Origin of the sequence: Bacillus sp. V2I10 (assembly GCF_030817055.1) — a bacterium.
Classification (GTDB): domain Bacteria; phylum Bacillota; class Bacilli; order Bacillales; family Bacillaceae; genus Bacillus_P.
Genome location: NZ_JAUSYV010000001.1, coordinates 2,255,235 through 2,280,127 on the forward strand (window position 1 = coordinate 2,255,235; position 24,893 = coordinate 2,280,127).

Genomic DNA, 24,893 nt, shown 5'->3' on the forward strand with positions numbered 1-24,893 from the left:
AACACTGTAAAGAAAATCAAAAATGAAGAGGTGTTTGTTTATGCACGGTTATGACTGCGGATGTTCTTATCCTTCTTACCCTGTTCAATGCGGCGGGTATGGAAGCAGCTTTGTATTGATTGTTGTCTTGTTTATTTTGTTAATTATTGTGGGTTCAGCTTATATTTGCTAGTTGAAAGAAAAAAGCCTCTCATACGGGGCTTTTTTCGTTATGTAAAAAAAGTGCAGGATGAAATGCTGATCCTGTATTGGTATAATAGAAGTGCAAAATTATGAAATGAAATGAATAAATATAGGAATTAATTCCTCATTTTGTGTTTTAATAGGAAAAATTTGAAATAAAATTGCTATTCACTTGTCGAACTGTTATGATGAAGGAGAATTATTTTTGTTCGCAGTACAAGTTTCAAAAAGCATACGTCTTGATTGAACTGAACATGAACAAGAATAGTAATACATTGTGTGTTTACACACTAGGAGGCAACATAACATGGAACAAGGTAAAGTAAAATGGTTTAACTCAGAAAAAGGTTTTGGATTCATCGAAGTTGAAGGTGGAGAAGACGTATTCGTTCATTTCTCAGCTATTCAAGGCGAAGGCTACAAAACATTAGAAGAAGGCCAATCAGTTACATTTGAAACTGAGCAAGGTCAACGTGGACTTCAAGCAACTAACGTTCGCAAAGCATAATCCATATAAACGTCCGGGCAGCCCTTATTTCAGGGCTGTTTTTTTGTGCTTTTTGCTAAAATCGAACCGGCTTAGATTGAAAGCTTGGCTAAAAAGGAAGTTTTTTTGCTATATGAGAAGATCCAGGCCTTTCCAAAAAGAGGTTTTAAAACAGGGATGCAGCTGCATTGAATTTTTTTTAGAAGAAGTTACTGCTGATAAACTTAAGGTTTCAGCTAACAAATATGTATTTTAGCTAGTAAAAATGAACATCGGTTAAAAAATATAATTTCTGGCTATTAGGAAATAGCGGCCGGCTAAATAAATGCCGAATTCGGCTAGATAAAAGGGGAAATTGGCTAGAACATTTCTGATTTTGACTATAAAATTTATAAATTTGGCTAAATGATCAAAACCGAATGCAGCTGAAGAGAGTGATATTGATTAAATGACAGGCCATTGCTGCCTAAGATCTCTCCGCTGTCCCGCTATGCAAGAAAATGCAGTAGACTTCAGCTTAAAAAGAAGGATTTCAGATGAAAGAAACGAACAAAGACTTTACCTGCAAAATTCTGGCTGAAATAAAAATAGCTGAATTGATGGAGAATAATTTAAAAATAAAATAAAAAATGGTGCGCAAGCAATAAGCAGCGCACCTTTATAATTCCACAATCTTTATGCCCAATCTTTAAAACAAGGCTGAAACACTTGTTTGTCTATTACCCTCAACCCTTCATCCGTCAGAAAGAAAATAATCGAACATATTATGGCCATTTCTGTAATAGCTTGATCTTTAACAGTTATCCACTGATCTTTTTGCGGGAGAAACCTAATTAGTCGTTCAATACCTTCTCAAGCGTGCTTCTTGTTTTAGGTCCGTAAATTCCCATCATCAGCTAAATCAGGGAAGCGCTGCATACACACCATCCTCCATAAGGCCTGAACCAATTTCATTTAAGCCTTGCTGCAGTTTTAAAACTTCACTGCCTCTGCTGCCAAGTTTAAGAACTGTATTCGGAAGGCCGAATGTATTGACATCCAATGAGAGAGCCTCATGGGAAGGTCAATACGAAGGCTCTTTAAGAGATTTCCCTGAGAATTAAATTGTAGAACGATGTCATATATGATCTAAAAAACAAACCGATAGTCGGTTTTAGTTGAAATCTATTAGTTCCCCTAGCGTTCTTCTCATTGAAGAACGCTATTTTCACCTGAGGATTCTCATGCAATCGTTCATATCTCTCTACTAGAGCGAATATAATTTCAAGTGACTGCACAAAGCCGCAGAAGGATTTATATGAGGGGAGGAGACCCTGCTTTTGATCGATACTATATTTATTAGTCATGCTCACCGTGATGAAGTATACGTGCGGGAATTGGTTAATTTACTGACGATGCTAAAGGTCCCGAATATTGTATGCAGTTCGTATCCTGGTTATCACATTCCAAATGATGAGGATATATATGATTATCTTCACAAAAAACTAAGCGGTAATTCATGGGTCATTTATGTGCTGTCTGAACATTACTACAGAAGTCCTGCATGCTTGAACGAAATGGGCGCCTGCTGGATTTTGAATAAAAAATACACGGCCATATTAACGCCGGCTTTTGATTATAAGGAAATGAAAGGAGCCATAAATCCAAATCAGATTTCGTTCAAACTGAATGACTTGGACCGGCTGTATGAATTTCTTGAGAATGCGAGAGAAGTTTTTAAGCTTGAGAAGCCTCCCGGTACATTTCTGGTGAAAATATGTGAGCAGGCGATTCGCAACGTTAATCAACTTGCAGATGATGAAAAAAGAGACAGTAAATTGATCACCTGCAGTTTAGAGGGAATTCGGATCGATCCTAAAGACAGTCTTTGCCTCCAGATAAGGCTGCGTCTGAAGAACCCTGAGGAGCATGATATTCATCTGGATGTATTGAAAATAGAGGTAGAAGATGAAAATGGGGCTTCTTTTAACTATACGCTCAACCCGGCAGATATTAAGTTGTACAGCCTGGAAAATAAAATTGTTTTTCTATCAGTAAAAATCGGAGATTCAAAATATGAACCTTATTTGCATCAAAGTGAAAAAATAGATTTAAAATTCAGCAGGGATGTCTGGTAAGGTCTTGATTTGATTGGAGGTATGGCGATGAAAGTTAAACTAAGTCCTGAGCAGAAAAAAATAAGAAAGCTAATAGAAGAGAAACTGGATGTCATTGTGCATTTTCTTAATTTAACTAGAGAAGAACGGCAAAAACAGTCTTACGAAAAAATTGAAAAAGTGTATACAGAAATGGGGAAAGCAGCTCACAAATTGCATATGACGCTCGATCCAAAACCGAAGCTTCAGCGTGAAACCCTCCGTCTGCGTGGAATGAAGCCTGAGCACCCGGAATTCTATCACCATATTCGCCCAGTAGAAGAGCTCTTGAATTATTTGGACGATACACATGCAAATGATGAACCGGTTGACCACACCCTTGGAGAGACCTTTTATCTGGATGTTTTTACACGGAAATGGGGGGAGCATGACCGGTACACTTTGCTTCGCAACGAAGAAGGCTGGCTCATCAAGCACATGTCTCAAAGTGAGCAGGGAGGGCGGGATGCTGAACCAATATTAAGCTATGTTCTCCGTCATGATCATGTTTCCTATCCCAGGAATTTAAGCTCGATTATGGAGGATATTTGGTACAGGGCTGCTGAGGAAGGATTAACACGGGAGCAAGTGCAGGGTATGCTGAAGGAAGTGTCTGAGTGGATATCGATGACAGAGCAAAATTATCCAAGCCATATTGCCCTGAAAAAGAATAAGGAAAAAGGCTTTTTCTCATAGGAAGCAGTTCATTTTATAAGGTGAGAAAAGGTTTTTAGGGGGATTAAAACGTGGGGTATTATATAAAAGCAGAGGAAGATGTCAATTTATTTGTAGAGGACCTTGGCCCAAAAGAAGGCCGTGTCATCTTTTTTATTCATGGCTGGCCCGTTAATCATAAAATGTTTGAGTATCAGATGAACCAGCTGCCGCGTCTTGGATTCAGGTGCATTGCAATGGATATTCGGGGTTTTGGGAAATCAGACAGGCCGTGGACCGGCTATTCCTATGACAGACTCGCAGATGATGTCCGGGCCGTGATAGATTCCCTTCAGCTTAAAGAAATCACATTAGCCGGCTTTTCAATGGGCGGGGCGATTGCGATTCGCTATATGGCCAGACATGGAGAACACCAAGTTTCAAAGCTTGCCCTATTTGGGGCAGCTGCGCCGTCATTCACAAAGCGGCCTGATTATCCTTACGGCATTTCGAAATCAGAGGTAAACAAATTGATAGACCAAACCTTTAAGGACCGTCCGGAAATGCTAGCTGGTTTTGGTCAAATTTTCTTTTCAAAATATCTTACCGACAGCTTTAAAAACTGGTTCCAGAATCTTGGTCTTGAAGGTTCTGGCCATGGCACAGCTCTGACTGCTGTATCGCTCCGGGATGAGGATCTCCGTTTGGATTTAGGGAAAATTAACGTAACCACAGCTATTTTCCACGGAATGAAAGACCTGATATGTCCGTTTATTTTTGCGAAGCTTATGAATGAGGGGATAAAAGATTCAGAAATTATTCCCTTTAAGTACAGCGGACACGGTCTGTTTTATGACGAGCTTGAGAAATTCAATCGAGAGCTTGTAAGGTTTTTAGAATAGGAGCTGCATTTTGCACATTGATTCCTTCCTCTTTAGTAAGTATCATAAGGTTAGAGTACATAAAGAGGGGGCACCATTTTTGAAACAGCACGTACTATTCTATTCATTTGTTTTTTTGTTATGCTTTCTGCTCGGATTTATACAGGCTCCATTCTATTTGATTGCATTACTGCTGATCATCTCAATGAGCTGGTATATGTATGTTCAAATCAGTCCGATTCTGTTTTCAAAGGATGTTCATAAATCAGAAAAATTCATCCTGAAGCATCAGAAAAACCCGATGTATCATTTTTATTATGCTATTGCCAATAACTTGGACGATGAGGCAGAAGCAGCACTGGCTAAATTTAATGCCAAATACAAAAACTCTCACCGGCAGGCACTAATGAATACAACATTTGCACTCTACCGAAAAGATATAACCGAAGCTAAAAAACATGCCGTTTCTATCAAACCGCCTGTTTACAGAACCTATTATGAGGCCTTAATCGCAGCTGAATCCAGACAATATGAAGGGGCGAAAAGACTGGCAGAGCAGCTGCCTAAAGGCTGGATGAAAGAAAGCGTCCTTTCTGAAATTTCTCATAAACAAGGAAACAAAACTTCAGCTAAAAAACATGCGGAAAATGCTTTTGAACAAACACGGGGCTTGCAGCGATACTTGATTTATAAGAATAACGAAACTTTTTTTGCTTCTTAGTGCATCAATCATGGGATTGGTGTTTTTTTGTTCCATTTTTTAAGCTGAAAAGGATTTGCGGCGGCTATCAAACTAGCTGAAATCATGTTCCGCCTATCTGAAATCACTTTTTAATTATCTTAAACTTGAGATCTAACTTTCGGAAAATGCCTATGAACTATCTGATTCCCTTTATTCATCCGATACAATTCTGACAAACGATCCTTCCGCTGCTTTTTTTAAGATTTTTTCCCCAATTGCTCTGACATTTTGTGATAGGACTGATGATTTTGAAAGGGTGCTCTCATGCAGCACTGCTGGATCAATGATCCTTATTTTTGTTTTACGATGTAAATCCCAGGAGCAGGAATCTTCTTTAACAATCACCCCTGGGTGAATTTTTCTAATGATAGACACGATTTCTTGATCCCCAGAAGAGCGAAGAATATCCATTACCTCATCGTCTGTCCTAAGCAGATCGTCAAGGTTTATGACCTGTTTCATGATGGCGATCTTTAATGCTTTTGCTAAAAGATCATAACCATAGATATTTAATGGATGCATAAAAAAATCAATGACTTCTTTGTAATAGGTTTCTGTAAACCATTCTGCTGCTTCAATGTTATGAAGAATCATTTTTCCGTCTTTTATAGATAAATTCTCAAGAAACAGACTTATATCCAGTTGTGAGATTTGACCATACGCGCTCATGTCACGAAGCGTATAATCTACACGGTCTGCACATAAGTTTGGAGCTTTCTGTTCAAGAATAGTCCATGCTGAATCATCGAGGACGATTTCTTTATAATCATAGCCGTATTTATTGAGAATATATGGTATGTCAGATCCCTCAATAACAGTTTTAACTATTTTTTCGTGGTAATCTTCTTCATCATTTTCATTAACGAAATCTATAACATGTGAAAAAACCGTGTGAGAAATATCGTGAAGCAGACCTGCAATTTGTTCTTCCAAAGAGCCGCCAAGTTTTTTAATTAAAAGCATGACACCTATGGAATGTTCGTATCGGGTCACGTTCCACTTTGGATTTACCAGGTAGCTTGCACCGCCCTGATGAATGCCTTTTAACCTTTGCATCGGTTTACTATTTATTATATCTTCCAGAATGACATCTACTTGAAACTCTCCATAAATTCTGTCAGTAATGATCATGATATCAGCTCCTTTGCTTCGCTAATAGATTACCATAGAGGGCTGCTTCATTCGGAAAGAGTTTTTAAAGAAGCGAGACATTGAAATCGTCTTAAAGATTTTATCACCAAAGTTGGAACACAACAAAATTCGATGAATATTGTAAAATAATAGTTGAATTCTAATGGAGTGTATTGTAAAATCGAAAATAATTATTTGAAAAGTGATGAAAAGGACATGAGTCATTTTAAACGGTTTTCAGAGAGGGAAGGATTGCTGAGAGCTTCCTAACGCAGAAAATGAACTTACCGCCTTTGATACTGCACGGAGTAAATACCGTGCCGCAGAAGCTGCGTTAAAGCACTGGAGCCATTCTTTTTTAAAAATAGAGAATGGAAAGCTGGGTGGAACCACGGGCAAACGCGCTCGTCCCTATTTTAGGGATGAGTGCGTTTTTTTAATTTCATAAAAGAAGTACAGATAAGGACATGAGTCATTTTGCCGGTTTACAGAGAGGGAAGGAAAGCTGAGAACTTCCTAATACAGGAAAATGAACTTACCGCCTTGGAACAGCACGGAGGAAATGCCGTGCCGCAGACGCTGCGTTAAAGCGCTGGAGCCATTCTTTTTTTAGAATGGAAAGCTGGGTGGAACCACGGGCAAACACGCTCGTCCCTATTTTAGGGATGAGTGCGTTTTTTTAATTTCATAAAAGAAGTACAGATAAGGACACGAGTCATTTTGCCGGTTTACAGAGAGGGAAGGAAAGCTGAGAACTTCCTAATGCAGGAAAATGAACTTACCGCCTTGGAACAGCACGGAGGAAATGCCGTGCCGCAGACGCTGCGTTATAGCGCTGGAGCCATTCTTTTTTTAGAATGGAAAGCTGGGTGGAACCACGGGTAAACGCACTCGTCCCTATTTTAGGGATGAGTGCGTTTTTTATATTTTTAGAGTAAAAAGGAGTGTTTAAAATGGAGAATAAAATTTTGTTGAAGGATTTGGCCAATCATCGCAATCAAGAAAATAATAAGGTAATTGGAGGGAAGGTAAATGGAGAGGTCTTAAGTTTACATGACATAGTGGATGACATCTCAGAAGTTGAGATTATTACAATTGAGTCTGATGAACGTCAGATTTTCTTGAATCATACTTGTTCATATGTTCTTGCCCAGGCAGTAAAGAGATTGTATAAAGGCGCGATTTTGGGAAGCAGCTCTTATCAGGACAGCGGGTTTTACTATGAGTTTCAGCTGCCTCACAGCATCAGTGAAGAAGAACTGCCGATGATCGAACAGGAAATGCAGAAAATAATGAATGAAAAGCAGGAACTCGAACAGCTGGAGCTGCCATATGAAAAAGCCGCTGCTGTTCTTTATGAAAAAGGGGAGGCACTGAAACTGGAGCTTCTTCATGAACAAAAGGAACGTAACCTAATTTCCATCAGTAAGCATGGAGAATTTATTGATTTATGCAGCGGGCCTCATTTGCCTTCATTAAAATTTATTAAAGCATTTAAGTTAAATGCTGTTTCCGGTTCCTACTGGAAGGGAGATAAAGAAAATCTCGTCATGCAGAGGATTTCAGGTATTGCCTTTTCAAGTAAAAAAGAATTAGCACTCCATTTAAAAGAGCTTGCGGAACTAAAAAAGCGGGATCACCGTAAGATTGGAAAAGAAATGGAGCTGTTCATGTTTTCGGTAGAGGCTCCTGGTATGCCATTCTTTTTGCCAAACGGCCAATTGGTGAGAAATGAGCTGCAGAATTTTCTTCGAGAGGTTCAAAGGGAAGCAGGCTATCGAGAGGTGCAGACTCCATTAATGATGAATGAAAAGCTGTGGAGGCAGTCAGGGCACTGGGATCATTATCATGAAAATATGTATTTTTCGGATGTGGATGAAGCGAAGTTTGCATTAAAGCCTATGAATTGTCCGGGGCACATGATTATTTATAAAAACCAGCTATATTCATACCGGGACCTTCCCGTCAGACTCGCAGAATTCGGCCAGGTTCACCGGCACGAATACAGCGGAGCGCTGAATGGGCTGCTCCGAGTCCGCACTTTCTGTCAGGATGATGCCCACTTGTTTGTCCGACCAGATCAAATTGAAGATGAGATTAAAAGTGTGCTTCTTCAGATAGACAAGGTTTATCGTACATTCGGCTTTGATTATTCTGTTGAACTATCCACTAGACCCCTGAACTCAATGGGTTCTGATCAGCTTTGGGAGAAGGCCGAACAATCACTGAAACACGTGCTTGAAGATTTAAACCTTCCTTATCAATTAAATGAAGGTGATGGAGCCTTTTACGGTCCGAAAATTGATTTTCAAATAAAAGATGCAATGAAAAGAAGCCATCAGTGTGCAACAGTGCAGCTCGATTTTCAAATGCCTGAGAAATTTAATCTAAGCTACATCGATGAAAAAAATGAAAAGCAAAGACCTGTCGTCATTCACAGGGCAATATCAGGCTCTCTAGACAGATTTCTTGGTATCTTGATTGAGCATTTTGCCGGCTGCTTCCCATTATGGCTTGCTCCTGTTCAAGCTGCGATAATCCCGGTGGCTGAAGTTCATCTTGGCTATGCCGAAAAGCTGAAAAATCAATTGGAGAAATGCGGGCTAAGAGTATGCATTGACAGAAGCAGCGAAAAACTGAATTTTAAAATTCGCAAGGCACAAAAAAGCAGGGTTCCCTATATGCTTGTCATTGGAGATCAGGAGATTGAAAAAAATGCTGTGAATGTAAGAGTACATGGCGGGAAGAGCTCAGAAGCAATGGACGTTGAGCGGTTTAAAAACATGCTTTTAGAAAAAATAGCTAAGCGGGAGCTCGGGTAAAGAGTTCTATATCTGGTAAAAGGAATAAGACCTAAAGGATCAGGGGGGTTTTCAGACTATTCTCTCATCTTTAGCTGATATTGTTTAACTTCCCAATTAAGTGGAACAAAGATAGTAAGGAGGAGTGAGAGAATGTCAAAAATAATGTGGAAATGGATGCTGCCGTTTTTTGCAATGGTGATGACAATCGGTTGTTCAAGCGGGACTATGGAGGATACTGAAAAAACAAACATGGAAGAAGCTGCAAAAACAGCTAATGAAGAGTTGAAATCTGGCGCAATTGCTGAAATAAAGGATACGGAAAATAAAAATGTCGGCACGGTTACGTTCTCTGAGCATGACAATCATATGATTATTGAAGCAAACATGGAAGGGCTCGAACCTGGATATCACGGTTTCCACATTCATGAAAAGGGTGTGTGTGAGCCTGATGCAGAAGGAGGTCCATTTACAACAGCTGAAGGTCACTTTAATCCTGATGAAAGCAGCCACTCTGAACATGCTGGGGATATGCCTTCTTTATTTGTAAATGAAGATGGAAAAGCAGAATTTTCAGCAGCATTTGACAGGGTAACTATGGATCAGTTAATGGAACAGGAAAAAGCCATTATTGTTCATGCAAATCCGGATAACGCTGCAAATATTCCTGACCGGTATCAATCTGAAGGAAAACCGGGTCCAGATGAAGAAACGATGAAAACAGGTGATGCAGGTGACAGGCAGGCTTGCGGTGTTATAAAAAGTGTGGACGAAAGCTAAAGAGAACTTGATTAAATTTCTGATGAGAGCGATCACTATGGATTCGGCTCTCTTTTTTTATTATGAAACTTTTATGCGGTATAAATCGTAGTAAATAAATAATTTTGGGGTTTAAATCTAATTCCTATCATTCTGACGGTTATTCTAATGATCAGGCTTATTTTATCGTTCTTCATCATTATATAAGAAGAGAATTAATAATTGTTATTGTTAATTTTTTTTACAAATCGGTTTTGTACTTTAAAATAATGCTAAAGCGTTCTAACAATTTATTTCAACAAAAAAAGACACCAATTTCATTGTCAATGGTGTCTTTTTCTTGACCTAAGCATCTTCAAGCTTGGCGCTTGCCAGCCCAAGCAAAACCCCTAAAACGGCTCCGCCTACTACCTCTAAAGGCTGATGGCCAAGAACTTCTTTTAATTCTTCTGTTCGTTTAATATGTCCTAGACCAGGAAGGTGCTCCGAAATAACAGCCATTTCGCCGTCAATATCGTTTATCAGCTTGGCAATTTCTCCTGTGTGGCGTCTGATTCCCTGGGCATCATACATCACGATGATACCAAAGATAACCGCAATCGCTGTTTCAATGGAAGATGTTCCATTTTTAGCGGCAACGTAAGAAGAAAGTGCTGCAACGCCTGCTGAATGCGAGCTTGGCATTCCGCCTGTAGTCACTACCTGTTTGATATCCCATTTTCCTGATAGCCTTTTATAAGTAAATACTTTAATGCCTTGTGCGATTGCAATTGCACTGATAGCTGTAATGATCCCTCTGTTCATCTTCTTTTTCTTCTTCATTGTTTGGGTTTCACCTCATTATTAGTAGTAAGTTCGCTGTATGTATTGCTAATACTCTGATGTAGCATAAATACCCCTCGCGGCTTATTCTAAACGTTATTATTTTCTAATTCGTGATAATTATTTAAGCTGAGGCTTGTCATAAAATTTTAAAATGTGCAGTGTATAAAAGGGCAGGAAGGGAAAATAGGATTTGCTGAAGAATAATCAATAAAGCCAATCTTTGATCCAAGGATTTAAATGAAGGAGGTTACCAAATACAAGATAGCTATCTGCCATGGAAATTAGCAAAGCCTGCACGCCGGGCGCTTGAAGGTGCCGGATATAAACGGCCCGAACAGATTTCATTCAAAAAGTGAAGCTGATCTCTTGCAGCTGCATGGCATGGGCCGAAAGCAATAGGGCAGCTTAAGGAAGCATTGGATGCAAAATGTTTATCTTTTGAGAATCAGATTCGGTCGATAAAAGATGAAAATCGGTTGAAAAGCTGTAACCAAACCAAAAAGCACACCGGAAATTGGTGTGCTTCTACTTTTTCACAATTTTAGAGGGATTGTTGATTTTATAAGGGACTGATACATCTAGGAGAAATGCTTCGTCTTCGACATCTTTCCCTTTAGGAAGGCTCTTCTTTACGATTTTACCGTTAAAATCGAGATTGTCTCCAGGAGACAATTCAAACTTTTTCAGTGTTTTGCTGTGTGAACACCAGGCAAGTCCGACTTCAATCGGTTCATCTCCATCAATATGCACATCTTCAAGTACAACCACTTCATCATTTTCTTCATTAAAATGGTTCCAGCTAAGGGCAAATTGCTTCACTTTGCCTGTAAAATGAACTTTGTCATCAGGCAGAACAAGCTTGGCCGGTTTTTCTTTTTTCTCTTTAGCAGCCTTTGCAGGAGCTTTTGTCACTAATGCAGGTTCAGCTGGTTTGACAGGAGCTTCAGTTTTAAGTTCCGCTTTTTCAGCTTCAGGCTCCGATTTCAATTCTTTACCGAAATTTGAGGACTGCATTTCTTTTAAGTAAGCAGGGTGGATACAAGAAAGATTGCCGTCCTGAAATTCAATGATGATTGTATGATTAGAGGAGGTGTTTCCAAATGTTTGATACCCTTTTATAGTCACAATCCTCTGATGGGTTCTGTCTTTATACCAGTACTCTTTTTTTACTCTCAGGCCCCATTCTTTCACTTTATCTTCGTAATGGGCTTCATCATCAAATAATTCATACTCTCCAGCGGGAGGAATATAATTCGTTAAGTTGGCGTCTTCAATATGAGGCAAAATGACTGCCATGCTCTCACGTCCTTTCCCCTCTATTGTACAGGCTGGCTTAAAGGAAAAAAAGCGAATGGCATCATGTGACTGAAATAAAAATAGAAATTGGAGGGGGAATGGATGAGAACCAGGATCGGAACATCTGAAGTGGCAATAGGGCGCTGTGGGTCTTGCCAGGTGAAAGATTGAATTTGATGGTACCGAATTTGAGACCACAATGGAAGCTCTTAAACGTGAATTTTATGAGGAGCTTAAAGGATTGTCTAAAAAAAAGGGTGCTGTGTTTTTTATAACAGTCTATCTATTATATCAAACAGCCATGCTTATCGGATTTGCCCTTGATTCTCAAGAGGCTACATTCATAAAACAGCATCTGAATCTCACAGACAAAGATTATGGACTCATCGTGAGTCTGACGGGTCTTGGTTCACTTGCAGGTGCGGGAGCTGCAGCACTCGCGGCAAATAAACTGAAGCTAAACTTTTATATTGGGGCAGGGATGCTGCTGACTTCAGTCGGTTATTTGCTTTTTTACAGTTCATACAGCTTTTTAACGGCAACACTCTCTTTTATCTTTTTAGGTTTTTTCATGGCATTTGCCAGCACAGGGTATGCGACTTTTTTTCAAAACAATGTGCCAGTTGAGATTATGGGACGCTTCGGAAGTGTTGCGGAGATAATCCAGGGGATCATTCAAATTGTTTTAACGCTGATTCTTGGATTTACAGCAGAATGGTTCACGCTGCAGACTGTGTGCCAGATTTTTTCAGCCATTAGTGTTTTGTTTGCCGCCATTCTTTTTATTACGGTGATAATCCCTTCTAACACATTTCTTCAAAGAAACAACTGATATTATTTCAGGTTGAACTCATGAGTTCGATTTTTTGATTAAACGATGGCGATTCTTTTATAAAGGCGCCTTTTTCGCGAGGAAAGAAAGGTGATAAATGTGAAACTCCGGTATGTGTCTTCAAAAGATTTCTATCTCATTTCTCCTTTGCTAGATGAGTGGTGGGGCGGAAGAAAGATGACATATATGCTTCCCAAGCTGTTTTTTGATCATTTTCAAGATACTAGTTTAATCATGGAGAAAAACGGACAAATCATCGGCTTTTTAATTGGGTTTCTGTCTCAATCAAAGCAAAGAGAAGCATATATCCACTTTGTCGGCGTCCATCCGCTTTTTAGAAAAAACAAGGTAGGACAGCAGCTTTACAATGAGTTTTTCAAATTAGTAAAGCAGCATGGGTGCCAGACTGTCCGCTGTATCACATCTCCCGTAAATACAGGTTCTATCCAGTTTCACAAGAAGATGGGGTTTGAAATTGAAAATGGAGACAAGACCGTAAATGGTGTACATGTAACGGCAAATTACGACGGGGAAAACAAGGATCGTGTTCTGTTTGTAAAAAGAATAAGTATGAAGGAGTAAGCATGAGGAAGGGAATCATTCGCCCATTAGTTATTTGTCCGTTTCAAAAAAACAACCGGATTTTAGTTGCTGAAGGTTTTGATGAAAGCAAGGGTCAGCTGCTTACGATGATAGGGAATTTTCAATCGTTTTATGCAAAGAAGGCACAGACCGCAAAGTCCAAACTCCATTTTAGAAAAACCCTAACTGCTTGGATTATTGGGAGAGGTAAGCGGTAAGCACATTTTAGATTTAGGCTGCGGAGGTGCCACTCTTGAAATCGAATTGGCGAAGCAGCTGTCTCGTCATAAAAAACTTAAGTAGTTAATAAATGACTCCAGTATCGCACAGGGGTCATTTATTTTAATCATGATTGATTTTATATGGATTCCGTTATTTTTGTATATTTAATCTTAAGTGCTAATAAAAATAAAATTTGCAAAATTTAAATAATTCATTATATAATGACCTATATGACAGGTAGATAGCATATGAAGGGAGGAGGAAGATGCCTCTAGTTAAAAAACAATTGGTACATGAATTAGTAGCAGAAGAAATTAAAAGTTTGATTCAAGGCAACAAGTTTCAAAAGGGTGATAAACTGCCATCCATGGCTGATCTTGCAGTGAAGTTTGGCGTTAGTCGGACTAGCATAAGAGAGGGACTTCGACAACTTGAGGCTCAACATTTCGTTGAAATTGTGAATGGAAAAGGGATCTTTGTAAAGGATGCAAACGCTCATCAGCTTCAAACCCGTATATTTATTGAAAGTGAGCTGACCTTTTTGCTTCAGTTATGTGAAGTAAGAAGGGGGCTTGAAGGGCAAGCAATAGAACTTGCTGCCAACAGAGCAACAGAGGAACAGTTGGTCAGAATGGAAACAAATCTGAAAATTTTTGAAAATGTCAAAATCTTAAGCGAAGATTCTGTTCAAGCAGATTTAGATTTTCACCAAACTCTTTATGAAGCATCACACAATCCTGTCTTATACAAGATGATTGCCACTGTATACGAATCGTTTAATGAATTTTGGAGAAAAAATGAAAATTCTAATTCCATTTTTGCAGATACCTATCACTTTCATGAAGATATCTATTTTTCCGTAAAAAAGAAACAGCCAGAACTTGCCAGATTAGCATTAAACCAAATGATAGATGTCGTAGAATCAAGAGTAAAAGAATTATTTTAAAGGGGAAAAAATATAAAACGGAGAGGTGTCGAAATGGCTCAAAACAAAGGGGATAAAAAAATAGCAACAAAAGCCTTGATAGCTAGTTTAATAGGAAGTTCTATTGAGTGGTATGATTATTTTTTATACGGAACAATCGCTGCACTTATTTTCAGCAAGTTGTATTTCCCATCAGGTGATCCGGTTGTCGGATTAATGCTAGCGTACACATCTTTCGCTCTTCCCTTCTTCATTCGCCCGTTAGGCGGAGTAATTTTCAGTCACATTGGGGATAAAATTGGGCGGAAAAAGACACTTGTCATGACACTATCGTTAATGGGAGGAGCTACTGTATTAATTGGCTTGCTGCCTACATATGAAGCGATCGGTATATGGGCTCCAATTCTATTAATCGCCTTGCGCTTAATTCAAGGTCTGGGTATTGGCGGTGAGTGGGGGGGAGCACTATTATTAGCTACAGAGTATGCACCTCCTAAAAAACGGGGATTTTTCGGCAGCATTCCACAAATGGGTGTAACTATCGGCTTGCTGCTTGGAACATTATCGATATCGCTCATGACCCTATTGCCTAATGCACAATTTGAAGCCTGGGGATGGCGGGTGCCGTTTATTTTAAGCTCGCTGTTAGTATTTATAGGATTATGGATTCGTAACGGCATAGACGAAACTCCAGCATTCCAGGAAGCAAAAGAATCAGGCAATATTTCTAAAGTGCCTCTTATTGACACGTTCAAATATCATTGGAAAGAAGTCCTTGTTGCGGTAGGGGCCAAAGTAGTTGAAACAGCACCATTCTATATTTTTGGAACATTTATTATTTCATATGCTACCGGTACCCTTGGGTTTGAAAGAAGCTCTACATTGAATGCAGTTACAATCGCAACACTGGTCACTACGATCATGATTCCGTTTATGGGTAAATTATCAGATAAGGTCGGCCGTAAGCCGCTGTATATAGGTGGAACCGTAGCCATGATCTTATTCGCCTTCCCGTACTTTTACTTACTATCATTAGATTCTGTCCTTTGGTTAACAGTCGCAACAATTATTGGTCTTGGAATCATTTGGGCACCTATTACTGCTGTATTGGGAACGATGTTTTCGGAAATTTTTTCAACAAGTGTCCGCTATACAGGTGTAACAGTCGGTTATCAGCTGGGGGCTGCAATTGCCGGCGGTACAGCTCCACTTATAGCAACTGCATTGCTGAGTGCATATGACAATTCATTTGTTCCCGTTGCCCTTTATATAATCGCTGCGTCAATCATCTCATTAATTGCGGTTTCGTTTACCCGTGAAACAAGACCAATTGATACGGATGGTCAGCCGCAAAGCAAAGCCATGTAAAAAAAATACGATTGAATGGGGAAGATATCCGTTAAAAGACCAAGGAGTGAAAAAATTGCTGTTATTAAATGAACAAAAGATCAAAGAGTTGTACTCCATGGGAGATTGTATAGATGATGTAGAAAAAGCATTCCGTTATGGACAAGAAGGCAAAACAATTGCTCCAATCAGGATGTCTATCCCTCACAAGAAGATGTCAGCAGAAACGCTATATATGCCTTCGTATATTGAATCAGAGGACTACACAGCCGTTAAGATTGTAAGCATTTTTCCGAATAATGCTAAACAAGGGAGAAAAGTGCTGCAAAGCATCATTTTATTAACAGATGCGATTACAGGAGAACACGTAGCGATGATGGATGCCAGTTACTTGACCATACTCAGGACCGGAGCATCAAGCGGAGTTGCAACGAAATATTTAGCACGCGAAAGATCCAGGATTTGTGCTGTTCTGGGCTGCGGTGCTCAATCGCTGGGACAAATTCAAGCTATTATGGCAGTTAGAAAATTGGAAGAGATTATCCTCTATAACCGGACGATAGAAAAAGCAGAACAATTAGGTGAAAAACTTCGTGCACTTTATCCCAATTGGAATGGAAACATTGTTTTCAAAAGTGATGCAAACAAGGCTGTTGAGAAAGCTGATATCATCATTTGCAGCACCAAATCTACTACCCCGCTGTTTAATGGGAACCTGCTAAAGCCGGGAACTCATATTAACGCGATTGGCTCGTATCAGCCGCATATGCAGGAAGTAGATGTTCACACGCTGAAAAAAAGCGGCAAAATCGTTGTTGATACCATTGAAGGAGCACTACATGAAACTGGAGATTTTCTAGTTCCAATGAAAGACGGATCTTGGAATCCACAATCTATTTATAGTGAAATTGGGGAAATCATTTGTGGAGAAAAAGAAGCTCGAAAGAACGATGACGAGATTACATTTTACAAGTCCGTTGGCATCGGCTATCTAGATACGATGGTTGCTGTTCAAGTTTTTAAAAAAGCGATTGAAGCTGGTGTTGGTGAAAGCTTTTCTATTTAATAATAAGCAGAAACAGGAGCTCCAGTTATAACTGGAGCTTTTCCTTTGCTCATAAAAAAATAACACTTGAAAAGTTTGTGGGCCAGCGATCCTATTCAATCTATGCTAATAAAGCCTGCAGTCCTGAAGATTACAAATTTGTCACATTACCAATTTGAATATGTAAAATTAATGTTAGCGAATTAGTGAGTATAATATATGGAATTCTCTAAATCAATTATGTAGTTACATAGATAACATTGATGACCTTGTATTAACATACATACCAGGCTGGGAGAAGAGCAGAGCTTTTTAGAGCGAGGTTTGTTAAAGAAGAAAAACGCTGCATGTATGAATCAAATATGAAATAGATAAAACAATTGTTCACAAAATGTTCACTTATGAGGAAGTTTGCACTATCGCTATAATAACAAAGTATCAAAAGAAGGGATGATGAAAATTGCCAACAACTAAGAAAGAAAATTTTTATTTTGGAATGATGATGTGCTTTGGGATGGTCGTATTTATGACATTTTATAATCTATTTATAAATGGCTTGATTGGCATCGTACCATTAAAGGGAATACTTATTCAAATTATCCTGGGCTTTATTATTGCTTTCCTATTGGAGTTATTCATTGTCGGTCCAGCGGCACATAAAATTGCATTTTCTTTGCCATATGACAAATCTAAGGGTATTTTTGTGATACTATCTATTTCATTTTTTATAGTGGTTGGAATGGTTCTTTTTATGTCTTTTTATGGATTGGTGACTGCCTGCTTTTTTAACAGCCTAGGTGAAGAATCTTTACTTGAAAATTACTATTCGATAGCCTTCAAAAATTTTATTTTTGCTCTCCCTCTACAACTCATAGTCATGGGACCTTTAGTGCGGTTTTTATTTACTAAATTCGTTAAAGCTCAAAGGATTATAGAATCTGGTAGTGTAAGCAGGGGATTGTGAGCTGATTATGATCCATTTGAAAGAGAGGACAAATTGGATAGCACCTCCTCATACATTAGCTAAAGTAAGAATCGTATAGTCAATGTTATGGTCCGAAAGGAAGAAAAAAGGTGTCCTTTTAGAAAGTAAGCTAAAGTTAGGTCTTTGATTAAATTGTTAACCTACGATAAGGAATGATTAGAACTAATTTTTCAGGAGGTTTTTTATGAAGGTATTAGTAGTAGGTGTTAATGTTCGATAGGATCGCGCCTTAAGAAAGTATGAAGCTCGTTATTCACGGATGGTTTTATGAATTATTCAAGTAAAGGGTGTATCCATGTTCTTCTTCAACTACCTTTCTTATTAGTTGAAGAAGAATTAAAGATTTTTTTACCTATTTTTAACCTGATTCTTTTTCTAACTTACATATAAATTTATAAAACAGCAACAAGAAAATAAATAATAAGGGGTCAAGAATAGCTGCGTACAATAACTTCCACCATCCATAATTAAAATAACCAAAAGGCTGTGGAAGAAGGGTGAGTGATTCATAAATTAAAATTCCAGCAACCCAACAGAATATATAAAATACCTTTCTATACATTGACCTTTTAAATGGATACCAATTCAAAAACATCATATTAACAGGTGGAATTAAAAAAAGATGAGGAAGTAAATCGAACCATTCAATATCTTTATCAAAATACCAATAGCCATCATATTTAATTTCTACAAATACGTCAAAAGTTGATTGAAACGCAATCGTAAATAGCCAAATATGAACAATTTGATTTCTTGTTAAATTTCTATTTGTTCTAAATGCGATAGTGAGAAAGAGGAAAATACTTGCCAATAATCCAATCATATTTATCCCTTTTTATGATTTGCTAATTTATTGCGGTCTTCTGAAAGCGGCGGTTCTTCAAGCCAACCGTTCTTTATCATTATGTTTGCACCATCTTCAGCATATGCCCCTATTTCAGCAGTTAAACGCACATATTGGAAAGCTATATCCCTTCTGGGACTTATTGACATACTTGCTCCATAAAATCCAATACTCAAAGCAATTAAAGCTGTCGTCATAAACATCATCATTTTGTCTGAGAATGGAGGGACCTTTGAGGAAGTTATATTAGAAGCCCAGGTCATTGGAACTGGCAGGTCATTTTCTTTTAATAAAGAGCCAAATATTTCAACATGTTTTGAAGCAATTTCTTTTCCTCTCACCATGAACCTGGCTACTTCAGTAGATTTTGCTACTTGACTGAATCCTAACATTGTTACAATACCTAAGGCATTTCTTTGTAAATTTGCAAATATATTTGTAATTTCTATAGCTGCTAGAGGCCTTTGCTTTCCTAACCACCCGGCTAAAAAGTTTTGTTGCTCAATAAATCTGACTTCTTTGGGTGGATTCATGTAAGGGGATCGGATAAATAAGCCTTTAGATAATAAAAAGTTTTTTGCCATCGTATCAAATTTGTTCAACTCAGTAAGACATTCAGAAAAGTATTGATCTATATCTGAACGTACAACTAAAATCTTAGAGGCAGCATAAAAACTTAAAGCTATTTCACCCATGCTTTTTATAAAATATAGAACAAAACTATCTGAAAATAACCTTGGAGCAGTCATATTTACGTCATTTTTAACATTAAGACCATGGGGTATTGGATAACTTTCCTTATTAAATATTTCAGTAAGCTTTTTTAAATGTGAATCAGCAAGTTTTAAAGAATGTTCTAATAATGAACGGATTTGATTATCTTCAACAGTTTCTAAAAAGTATGTAAAAACACATTTAGACATGCTGCTATTCATGTACGCTGACCAAAGTTGTGAAATTTCTGAAGCAGTTAAATTAACGTTATGTTCTGATTCCATGACTTTAATTCCTCCTATTCTGAAGTCAATTTATTTTCCCTCTAAAACATCGAAATATGTAAAAGATTAGTTAAGTAACTAAAAGATACTTTACTGCAACTAAAGAAAAAGCATCTCATCATACTTTGAAGAGACGCCAACTTTTTTCTGAACTTAAAAGGGTAGCACCACCACATGCTTATCAAGGTAAGGAACCTAATTAACCCTAAAACGAAAATTTTATCTCTCTACAGTTTTCCAATGAAAATTCAGTTATTTATTTAGTAGGGAAAAATGTTTCTTAACTTAAGAAACATAGGCTAAGGATTTTTTTATACTTTATTCCTTAAGTACGTTAAGAGCTTGATTCAATATTTCATTTGTCTCGGTAAGGAAATAGCGACCACCGTTGAAAAGACCAAATGCAAAAAAGTTGGGAATGTTACTCATTTTATGAATCGGGTAATGACAATTTATTCCATTGTGAAAAAACCGTATAGGGGCCAGAATATCTACGAAGGACAATCGTTGAATCAATACCTTTATAGTGGAGATTAATGTGGCTTTGAAATAATGTACGATACTTTATAAAAGAGTCTGATCGTTTATAAAAAGTTGATTAAAAATCCTGTATTGATGTGCAGGATTTTTTCTTGTTCAGCAATCGGGCCATTTAATGGAGGAAGAATCTCAAGGGAAATTGAATACTTATATAGTAATGATAGTAGGGTGTTTGTGAAAAATTGTACTTAAACTATAGGTGCAGTTTAGTAACATAAATAACTTTATTCAGAAATAAATGCTGTAAATAATGGAAATATAAAAAAACTTGGGGAGAAACAATATCTAAATGATTATAGGGAGGAAGAATTATGTCCGATAACGTAAGACCAAGAAGAATAATTTTAGATTTAGCAGTTACTTTAGATGGTTTTATTGAAGGGAAAAATGGGGAAGTTGATTGGTGCATCATGGACTCTGAGATGGGGTTTATTAATTTCTTAAATCAAATTGATACTATTTTATATGGAAGAAAAAGCTACGATTTATGGGGACAATTTAATCCAGAAATTGAAGATACTGATACTGAAAAAGAAATTTGGGAATTAGTTCATAGTAAAGAAAAATATGTGTTTTCCAGAATGCAAAAAGGGACTGATAATAAAGCAATATTTATAAATGATAATATTTTTGAAGAAGTAAATAAATTAAAGAATAATCCTGGTAAAGACATCTGGCTATATGGCGGAGCAAGTCTTATTACAACATTTATCAATTTAGGGCTTGTTGATGAATTTAGATTATCTGTTCACCCTGTTATTTTGGGAGAAGGAAAACCCTTGTTTATTGACATAAAGCAGAGATTGAATCTAAAACTGGTTAATACAAAAAGGTTTTCCTCTGGCGTTGTTCAACTAATCTATCATTTGAATGGGAATTAATAATATTGTACATTCCAAAGATAAAATACAATAAATATCATTAGGAAATACTCGGTAGTAATTGTCACTTCTTCAACGAATGGGAGCGTTAGCACAATAACTAAAGATCAATTTTTGAAGCTCTTTTAAATTTTTCGATCTTCAACAATCGGGTGCTTTTCTTTAACAAGGGATTGCCTAATTTCATATTTGACACAAACTGTGCATTAAAAAAGCGCCAAAAATATTGGTACTTAAGAAGATCCATTTATATCGTTATCTTTTTTCTCAAAACAGAGATTTACAGTTCTACCATTAGATCGTGTTCTATGTTGTATATGTGCTGGTACATTGAAAATTTCACCAGGTAGTAATTTAATTGTTTTATCGTTTTCTAAGTCAATTAAGAGTTCTCCTTCGAGTACCATAAATAATTCGTCTGTGCCATGTTCATGCCAATGAAATTCTCCATCAATCACAGCAATTCTTAAAACATGATCATTAATTTCAGACACGACAAAATTCTTATATTCAGTTATATCAGACACTAAATCTAATAAATTAACTTTTTGAAATAAACTTTCCAAGTATATTTTCTCCTTTCTGAAACAAGAATTATTAAGCTATGTAAATTGTATCATTAAACAATAGAAATAGATAAAAATTAACTTTTAACAGGAGATTGATTGAAGAAGTTAGTGAACAGTTCGCTACCATTATATATAGCTTATTCAAGAAAAGGGCGCTCACATTTTTTTGTCTTTTAGGTGTTTCAATATATTTTGATTATCAGAAAGAAAAAGTGTTTCAATGGAGACCGAATGTTATACAGGCTTTTGTTATGTTAGTTCTTATTGAATTCGTTTCTTGGTTATTTACCTTTAAAAAGCCAGTAAAGAAAGAAAAAATCAATCACTTCAATAAAGTGAACTATTTTTTTCCATCCGTTTGCATGTATTGACCTAAATTCCCCGTACACTATTGGAAAAGTGAAAAAGGCTGGAAAATAAGCTTAAATAGAAATGCTGTTCAACAATCGGGGGCTTTACTGCAACAAGTGATGCTTTTTTACATATGGGAGGTTATAAAGAATATATATTAATAATTCTAACTACCTTGAGGTGAATAGATGAAAAAGGATGAAGAAAAAAGGAAAGTTAATAATTCGGACGATGGTTGGAATAGAACATTTTATGGAAGTCCCACTATTGGTGGTTTTATTGTTGTTGGAATATTGGTTATTTATATTTTTTATCAATGGTTATTCAATTAAAGGGAGAGTTTATTCAAGAAGGGGTTGACACTCTTTTTATTGAATTCTATTTTAAACTCTTGATTATGGCTTTTAATAACAGTAAAAAAATGCCTCCTGCAAAAAGTGAAATATAAGAAGGTGATAGTATGACAATCAAATTTGAAGAAACTACACAACTAGAAGTTCAAGCAGTCAAAGCATTGTATGATGATGTGAAGTGGTCTTCCTACACTAGTGATCTGCCCAGGTTGATGGAAGCGATTAAATGCTCTTTAAAGGTTATCACTGCTTGGGATAATGGAAAGTTAGTAGGGTTAATTAGAGTGGTTGGAGATGGAAAGACAATTATTTATATACAAGATATATTGGTGTTAAGAGCATATCATAATAAAGGAATCGGCTCTCAACTTCTTAAATTACTTTTATCAAATTATAAAGACGTTAGACAAAAAGTATTATTGACCAATGATGCAGCAGATGTAAGAACTTTTTATGAAAAACACGGATTTTCATCTTGTGATAAGGGCGATTTAGTATCATTTGCAAAATTTGATTAAACAATGCTTTTCAGCAATTGGGGCGTTAATGGAGTTTGAATGGAGACAACCTATTTATGCCATTATTCAAGACGGAATACAGCTTCTGTCTGTTGCAGTGCAAGAAAGAGTAAGAGAGGTGCTGAAGCAAGCGCAGAAACTTTGGAATTGTATCAAGGTTATGGTTATGCTGCTAGCTGTGTAATTGCTTTGGGCGAATGAAGTGAGACAATTAGGTTTGCAGCCACTACATAGTAAACAGCCTGGGATAACTTTTCTTCGCAAACTGTTGTTGGGAAAGTAAACTTATACAAGTATGGGGTTGATCTACATTTAAGCTAGTTTCTTTGTTCAAGAATAGGAGGTTTAATGGAAGGTCTCAGAGGTAATTACTCTGAGACCTTTTCGCGTTTACATTACATTTAATATTTTTAATGTTTACTATTTAATTTTAATTATTCCCTTAGTTTTATCAAGGTTTAATGTTGAGAAGAAGATAATTTGTTTTATTAAATATTACAAGCCGAAATGCAAAATTAAAAATAATAAGATGTATAGAAAAATGAAGGTCCGTTTGAAAAAGTATACACTTTTTCGAACGGGTTATTTTTTTTATTTCTTTCTTTTTTTTGTTCGTTAAAGTTTAAAAATACTATTCGAACGGATTTGTTAGAATTAGAGAAAGAATTAGGATAATGAGTAAAAAATGAATGTTTGGAAATTTAGATACATACAAGTAAGCAGCAAAGACACCAAAATGAAGGACAGAAGTTTCAAGCTATGCTGGAAAGTGGTCTCAACGAACGAGATATCTTTTTAGATAAACTCTCAACTACTAATTTGTTTGGCAACTTGGGAAAACTCAAAAAATTTATCAAATGACATTTAAGAAACTTGATCAAATTTAAGTTGTTGTTAATTTAGCATAGATGATAAAAAACAGGGTTAATTCCCCTATTACCACAATATTTGGTACTACTACAATCAAATTAATAATAAAAAAGACTGCTAAAATCCCTAAAAATAACGCTAAATGATAAATTTTCAATCTGTGGTGCTCATGTCTATATTGGTGGAAAACAAAAGTAGTTGACAGGAAATAGAGCAATACAGCACCAAAAACAAAATGTATGATATATGAATAATGAACCTCATGTAAAAATAATAGTCTAATAGATGCTGCAATCATGCTCAAAGACATTAAAATAAACAAATGACCATAAATAATGATTTGGCCGGCTGTTTGTATCGACTTGTTTACTTTCTTCTCCACATTATCGAAATACTGCCACCACATCGATATAATTAGGATAAATGAAATGATCGAAAAGCCGATTGAATTCCAATTTCCTTGTTTAGGTTGAATTACGGCAAGGGTGCTGACAAGAGCCTCACCAAAGAGAATAATAGAAAATAGACCAAATCGCTCTAATAAGTGCGCCGTATTTGTGGGCACCTTAACTAAATATTTTCGTCCAAATATTGGGACCATAATATCAATAATAATACCCGTATATAACACAGCATATCGAATCCAAGAATCAAAAAGGACGGAGGATAATGATATGATGATTCCAATCCAAAAATACCTTCCCAAATATAGTGCTGCTTTTTTCCGAAATCCCTCTTCTATACGCTGGACAACAAGATATTGGATCGCAGTCACTGCTCTTAAGCCAATATAACCAATTAAAAAAGAAAGATAATATGGATCAAAATCAACTGCTAAGCTTGATGTCATAATTAGGACAAAAAACATTTGCAGTATCAAAAATAGCCGTTGATGAAATAAATCTTGTCCAAACCGGTTAATAAACATAGTTTGCCCTACCCAAGCCCACCAGATAGGAATGAAAATTAACACAAACTTTAATAAATACTCTGAATGGATATATCCATCTTCAATATGAAGTAAAACATGGGTTGCAGCCGCAACAGCCGCCACAAATAACAAATCATAAAAAAGCTCTAACCAAGTAACTTTCTTTTCTTCCATTTCTGCACTCCTTCCCATCCTCTAATTGATTA

27 protein-coding genes and 3 other annotated features are annotated in these 24,893 nt (G+C 37.0%); of the genes, 19 read left to right on the plus strand and 8 right to left on the minus strand.

Going from position 1 to position 24,893, the window contains the following annotated elements:
• The first annotated feature begins 40 nt into the window (after nt 1-40).
• Entirely contained in the window at nt 41-172 is a 132-nt protein-coding gene (locus QFZ72_RS11590) for a YjcZ family sporulation protein (RefSeq protein ID WP_307433329.1), read from the plus strand.
• Between the two features lie 318 nt (nt 173-490).
• A complete protein-coding gene (locus tag QFZ72_RS11595; RefSeq protein WP_070877768.1) occupies nt 491-691 on the plus strand; it encodes a cold-shock protein in 201 nt (66 codons plus the stop codon).
• Nucleotides 692-1,571: 880 nt separating this feature from the next.
• On the opposite strand, the gene QFZ72_RS11600 is transcribed toward QFZ72_RS11595, so the two are convergent.
• Nucleotides 1,572-1,712: a hypothetical protein gene (locus QFZ72_RS11600; protein ID WP_307433338.1), complete on the minus strand. Its 141-nt coding sequence runs from the start codon at nt 1,710-1,712 to the stop codon at nt 1,572-1,574.
• Between the two features lie 277 nt (nt 1,713-1,989).
• Between QFZ72_RS11600 and QFZ72_RS11605 the strand changes: the two genes are divergently transcribed.
• The 4 genes from QFZ72_RS11605 to QFZ72_RS11620 all read left to right on the plus strand — a co-directional run bounded on the left by QFZ72_RS11605 (nt 1,990) and on the right by QFZ72_RS11620 (nt 5,061).
• Complete coding sequence (locus tag QFZ72_RS11605) at nt 1,990-2,787, plus strand: toll/interleukin-1 receptor domain-containing protein (RefSeq protein ID WP_307433341.1); 798 nt, start codon at nt 1,990-1,992, stop codon at nt 2,785-2,787.
• 27 nt (nt 2,788-2,814) lie between these two features.
• A complete protein-coding gene (locus tag QFZ72_RS11610) occupies nt 2,815-3,501 on the plus strand; it encodes a hypothetical protein (protein ID WP_307433343.1) in 687 nt (228 codons plus the stop codon).
• A 50-nt stretch (nt 3,502-3,551) separates the two neighbouring features.
• On the plus strand, nt 3,552-4,361 hold the full coding sequence (locus QFZ72_RS11615; RefSeq protein ID WP_307433346.1) for an alpha/beta fold hydrolase: 810 nt from the start codon (nt 3,552-3,554) through the stop codon (nt 4,359-4,361).
• A 79-nt stretch (nt 4,362-4,440) separates the two neighbouring features.
• Nucleotides 4,441-5,061, plus strand: a complete 621-nt coding sequence (locus QFZ72_RS11620; protein WP_307433349.1) for a hypothetical protein — start codon at nt 4,441-4,443, stop codon at nt 5,059-5,061.
• Nucleotides 5,062-5,232: 171 nt separating this feature from the next.
• Here QFZ72_RS11620 and QFZ72_RS11625 read toward each other — a convergent pair whose 3' ends face one another.
• Nucleotides 5,233-6,213 carry an HD domain-containing protein gene (locus QFZ72_RS11625; RefSeq protein ID WP_307433352.1) on the minus strand — a complete coding sequence of 327 codons (981 nt, stop codon included), beginning with the start codon at nt 6,211-6,213 and terminating at the stop codon, nt 5,233-5,235.
• 196 nt (nt 6,214-6,409) lie between these two features.
• Nucleotides 6,410-6,629, plus strand: a binding site (T-box leader).
• 31 nt (nt 6,630-6,660) lie between these two features.
• Nucleotides 6,661-6,872: a binding site (T-box leader), on the plus strand.
• A 31-nt stretch (nt 6,873-6,903) separates the two neighbouring features.
• Nucleotides 6,904-7,115 (plus strand) — a binding site (T-box leader).
• Between the two features lie 51 nt (nt 7,116-7,166).
• On the opposite strand from QFZ72_RS11625, the gene thrS reads away from it, so the two are divergent.
• Together thrS and QFZ72_RS11635 are read left to right on the plus strand one after the other, a co-directional pair.
• Complete coding sequence (gene thrS / locus QFZ72_RS11630) at nt 7,167-9,035, plus strand: threonine--tRNA ligase (RefSeq protein ID WP_307433354.1); 1,869 nt, start codon at nt 7,167-7,169, stop codon at nt 9,033-9,035.
• Between the two features lie 132 nt (nt 9,036-9,167).
• Complete coding sequence (locus QFZ72_RS11635) at nt 9,168-9,794, plus strand: superoxide dismutase family protein (protein WP_307433357.1); 627 nt, start codon at nt 9,168-9,170, stop codon at nt 9,792-9,794.
• A gap of 324 nt (nt 9,795-10,118) precedes the next feature.
• Here the strand turns inward: QFZ72_RS11635 and QFZ72_RS11640 are convergent, their stop codons facing one another.
• The gene (locus QFZ72_RS11640; RefSeq protein WP_307433360.1) at nt 10,119-10,595 is read right to left on the minus strand and encodes a divergent PAP2 family protein; all 477 of its coding nucleotides are present in this window, start codon (nt 10,593-10,595) and stop codon (nt 10,119-10,121) included.
• Nucleotides 10,596-11,123: 528 nt separating this feature from the next.
• On the minus strand, nt 11,124-11,894 hold the full coding sequence (locus QFZ72_RS11645; RefSeq protein WP_307433363.1) for a hypothetical protein: 771 nt from the start codon (nt 11,892-11,894) through the stop codon (nt 11,124-11,126).
• 241 nt (nt 11,895-12,135) lie between these two features.
• On the opposite strand from QFZ72_RS11645, the gene QFZ72_RS11650 reads away from it, so the two are divergent.
• From QFZ72_RS11650 to QFZ72_RS11680, 7 genes are all read left to right on the plus strand, one after another.
• Nucleotides 12,136-12,726: an MFS transporter gene (locus QFZ72_RS11650; RefSeq protein WP_307433365.1), complete on the plus strand. Its 591-nt coding sequence runs from the start codon at nt 12,136-12,138 to the stop codon at nt 12,724-12,726.
• Between the two features lie 99 nt (nt 12,727-12,825).
• Complete coding sequence (locus QFZ72_RS11655; RefSeq protein WP_307439720.1) at nt 12,826-13,308, plus strand: GNAT family N-acetyltransferase; 483 nt, start codon at nt 12,826-12,828, stop codon at nt 13,306-13,308.
• 2 nt (nt 13,309-13,310) lie between these two features.
• Complete coding sequence (locus QFZ72_RS11660) at nt 13,311-13,526, plus strand: hypothetical protein (RefSeq protein WP_307433368.1); 216 nt, start codon at nt 13,311-13,313, stop codon at nt 13,524-13,526.
• 269 nt (nt 13,527-13,795) lie between these two features.
• The gene (locus QFZ72_RS11665; protein WP_307433371.1) at nt 13,796-14,476 is read left to right on the plus strand and encodes a FadR/GntR family transcriptional regulator; all 681 of its coding nucleotides are present in this window, start codon (nt 13,796-13,798) and stop codon (nt 14,474-14,476) included.
• Nucleotides 14,477-14,509: 33 nt separating this feature from the next.
• The gene (locus QFZ72_RS11670; RefSeq protein ID WP_307433373.1) at nt 14,510-15,823 is read left to right on the plus strand and encodes an MFS transporter; all 1,314 of its coding nucleotides are present in this window, start codon (nt 14,510-14,512) and stop codon (nt 15,821-15,823) included.
• 55 nt (nt 15,824-15,878) lie between these two features.
• Complete coding sequence (locus tag QFZ72_RS11675; RefSeq protein WP_307433375.1) at nt 15,879-16,868, plus strand: ornithine cyclodeaminase family protein; 990 nt, start codon at nt 15,879-15,881, stop codon at nt 16,866-16,868.
• Nucleotides 16,869-17,307: 439 nt separating this feature from the next.
• A complete protein-coding gene (locus QFZ72_RS11680; RefSeq protein WP_307433377.1) occupies nt 17,308-17,811 on the plus strand; it encodes a DUF2798 domain-containing protein in 504 nt (167 codons plus the stop codon).
• A 379-nt stretch (nt 17,812-18,190) separates the two neighbouring features.
• On the opposite strand, the gene QFZ72_RS11685 is transcribed toward QFZ72_RS11680, so the two are convergent.
• Complete coding sequence (locus tag QFZ72_RS11685) at nt 18,191-18,655, minus strand: hypothetical protein (RefSeq protein ID WP_307433380.1); 465 nt, start codon at nt 18,653-18,655, stop codon at nt 18,191-18,193.
• Nucleotides 18,656-18,657: 2 nt separating this feature from the next.
• Nucleotides 18,658-19,674 carry a DUF3231 family protein gene (locus QFZ72_RS11690; protein WP_307433383.1) on the minus strand — a complete coding sequence of 339 codons (1,017 nt, stop codon included), beginning with the start codon at nt 19,672-19,674 and terminating at the stop codon, nt 18,658-18,660.
• 342 nt (nt 19,675-20,016) lie between these two features.
• On the opposite strand from QFZ72_RS11690, the gene QFZ72_RS29765 reads away from it, so the two are divergent.
• Together QFZ72_RS29765 and QFZ72_RS11695 are read left to right on the plus strand one after the other, a co-directional pair.
• Entirely contained in the window at nt 20,017-20,211 is a 195-nt protein-coding gene (locus QFZ72_RS29765; protein WP_483862252.1) for a Rok-like winged helix domain-containing protein, read from the plus strand.
• 314 nt (nt 20,212-20,525) lie between these two features.
• On the plus strand, nt 20,526-21,095 hold the full coding sequence (locus QFZ72_RS11695) for a dihydrofolate reductase family protein (protein WP_307433386.1): 570 nt from the start codon (nt 20,526-20,528) through the stop codon (nt 21,093-21,095).
• A 233-nt stretch (nt 21,096-21,328) separates the two neighbouring features.
• On the opposite strand, the gene QFZ72_RS11700 is transcribed toward QFZ72_RS11695, so the two are convergent.
• Nucleotides 21,329-21,661 (minus strand): cupin domain-containing protein, encoded by a 333-nt coding sequence (locus tag QFZ72_RS11700; RefSeq protein WP_307433389.1) that lies wholly within the window; start codon nt 21,659-21,661, stop codon nt 21,329-21,331.
• A gap of 542 nt (nt 21,662-22,203) precedes the next feature.
• Here QFZ72_RS11700 and QFZ72_RS11705 point away from each other — a divergent pair.
• On the plus strand, nt 22,204-22,347 hold the full coding sequence (locus tag QFZ72_RS11705; RefSeq protein WP_307433392.1) for a hypothetical protein: 144 nt from the start codon (nt 22,204-22,206) through the stop codon (nt 22,345-22,347).
• Between the two features lie 128 nt (nt 22,348-22,475).
• Nucleotides 22,476-22,886, plus strand: a complete 411-nt coding sequence (locus QFZ72_RS11710; protein WP_307433395.1) for a GNAT family N-acetyltransferase — start codon at nt 22,476-22,478, stop codon at nt 22,884-22,886.
• A gap of 883 nt (nt 22,887-23,769) precedes the next feature.
• On the opposite strand, the gene QFZ72_RS11715 is transcribed toward QFZ72_RS11710, so the two are convergent.
• Nucleotides 23,770-24,861, minus strand: coding sequence for a low temperature requirement protein A (locus tag QFZ72_RS11715; protein WP_307433397.1), 1,092 nt, complete (start codon nt 24,859-24,861; stop codon nt 23,770-23,772).
• Nucleotides 24,862-24,893 lie beyond the last annotated feature (32 nt).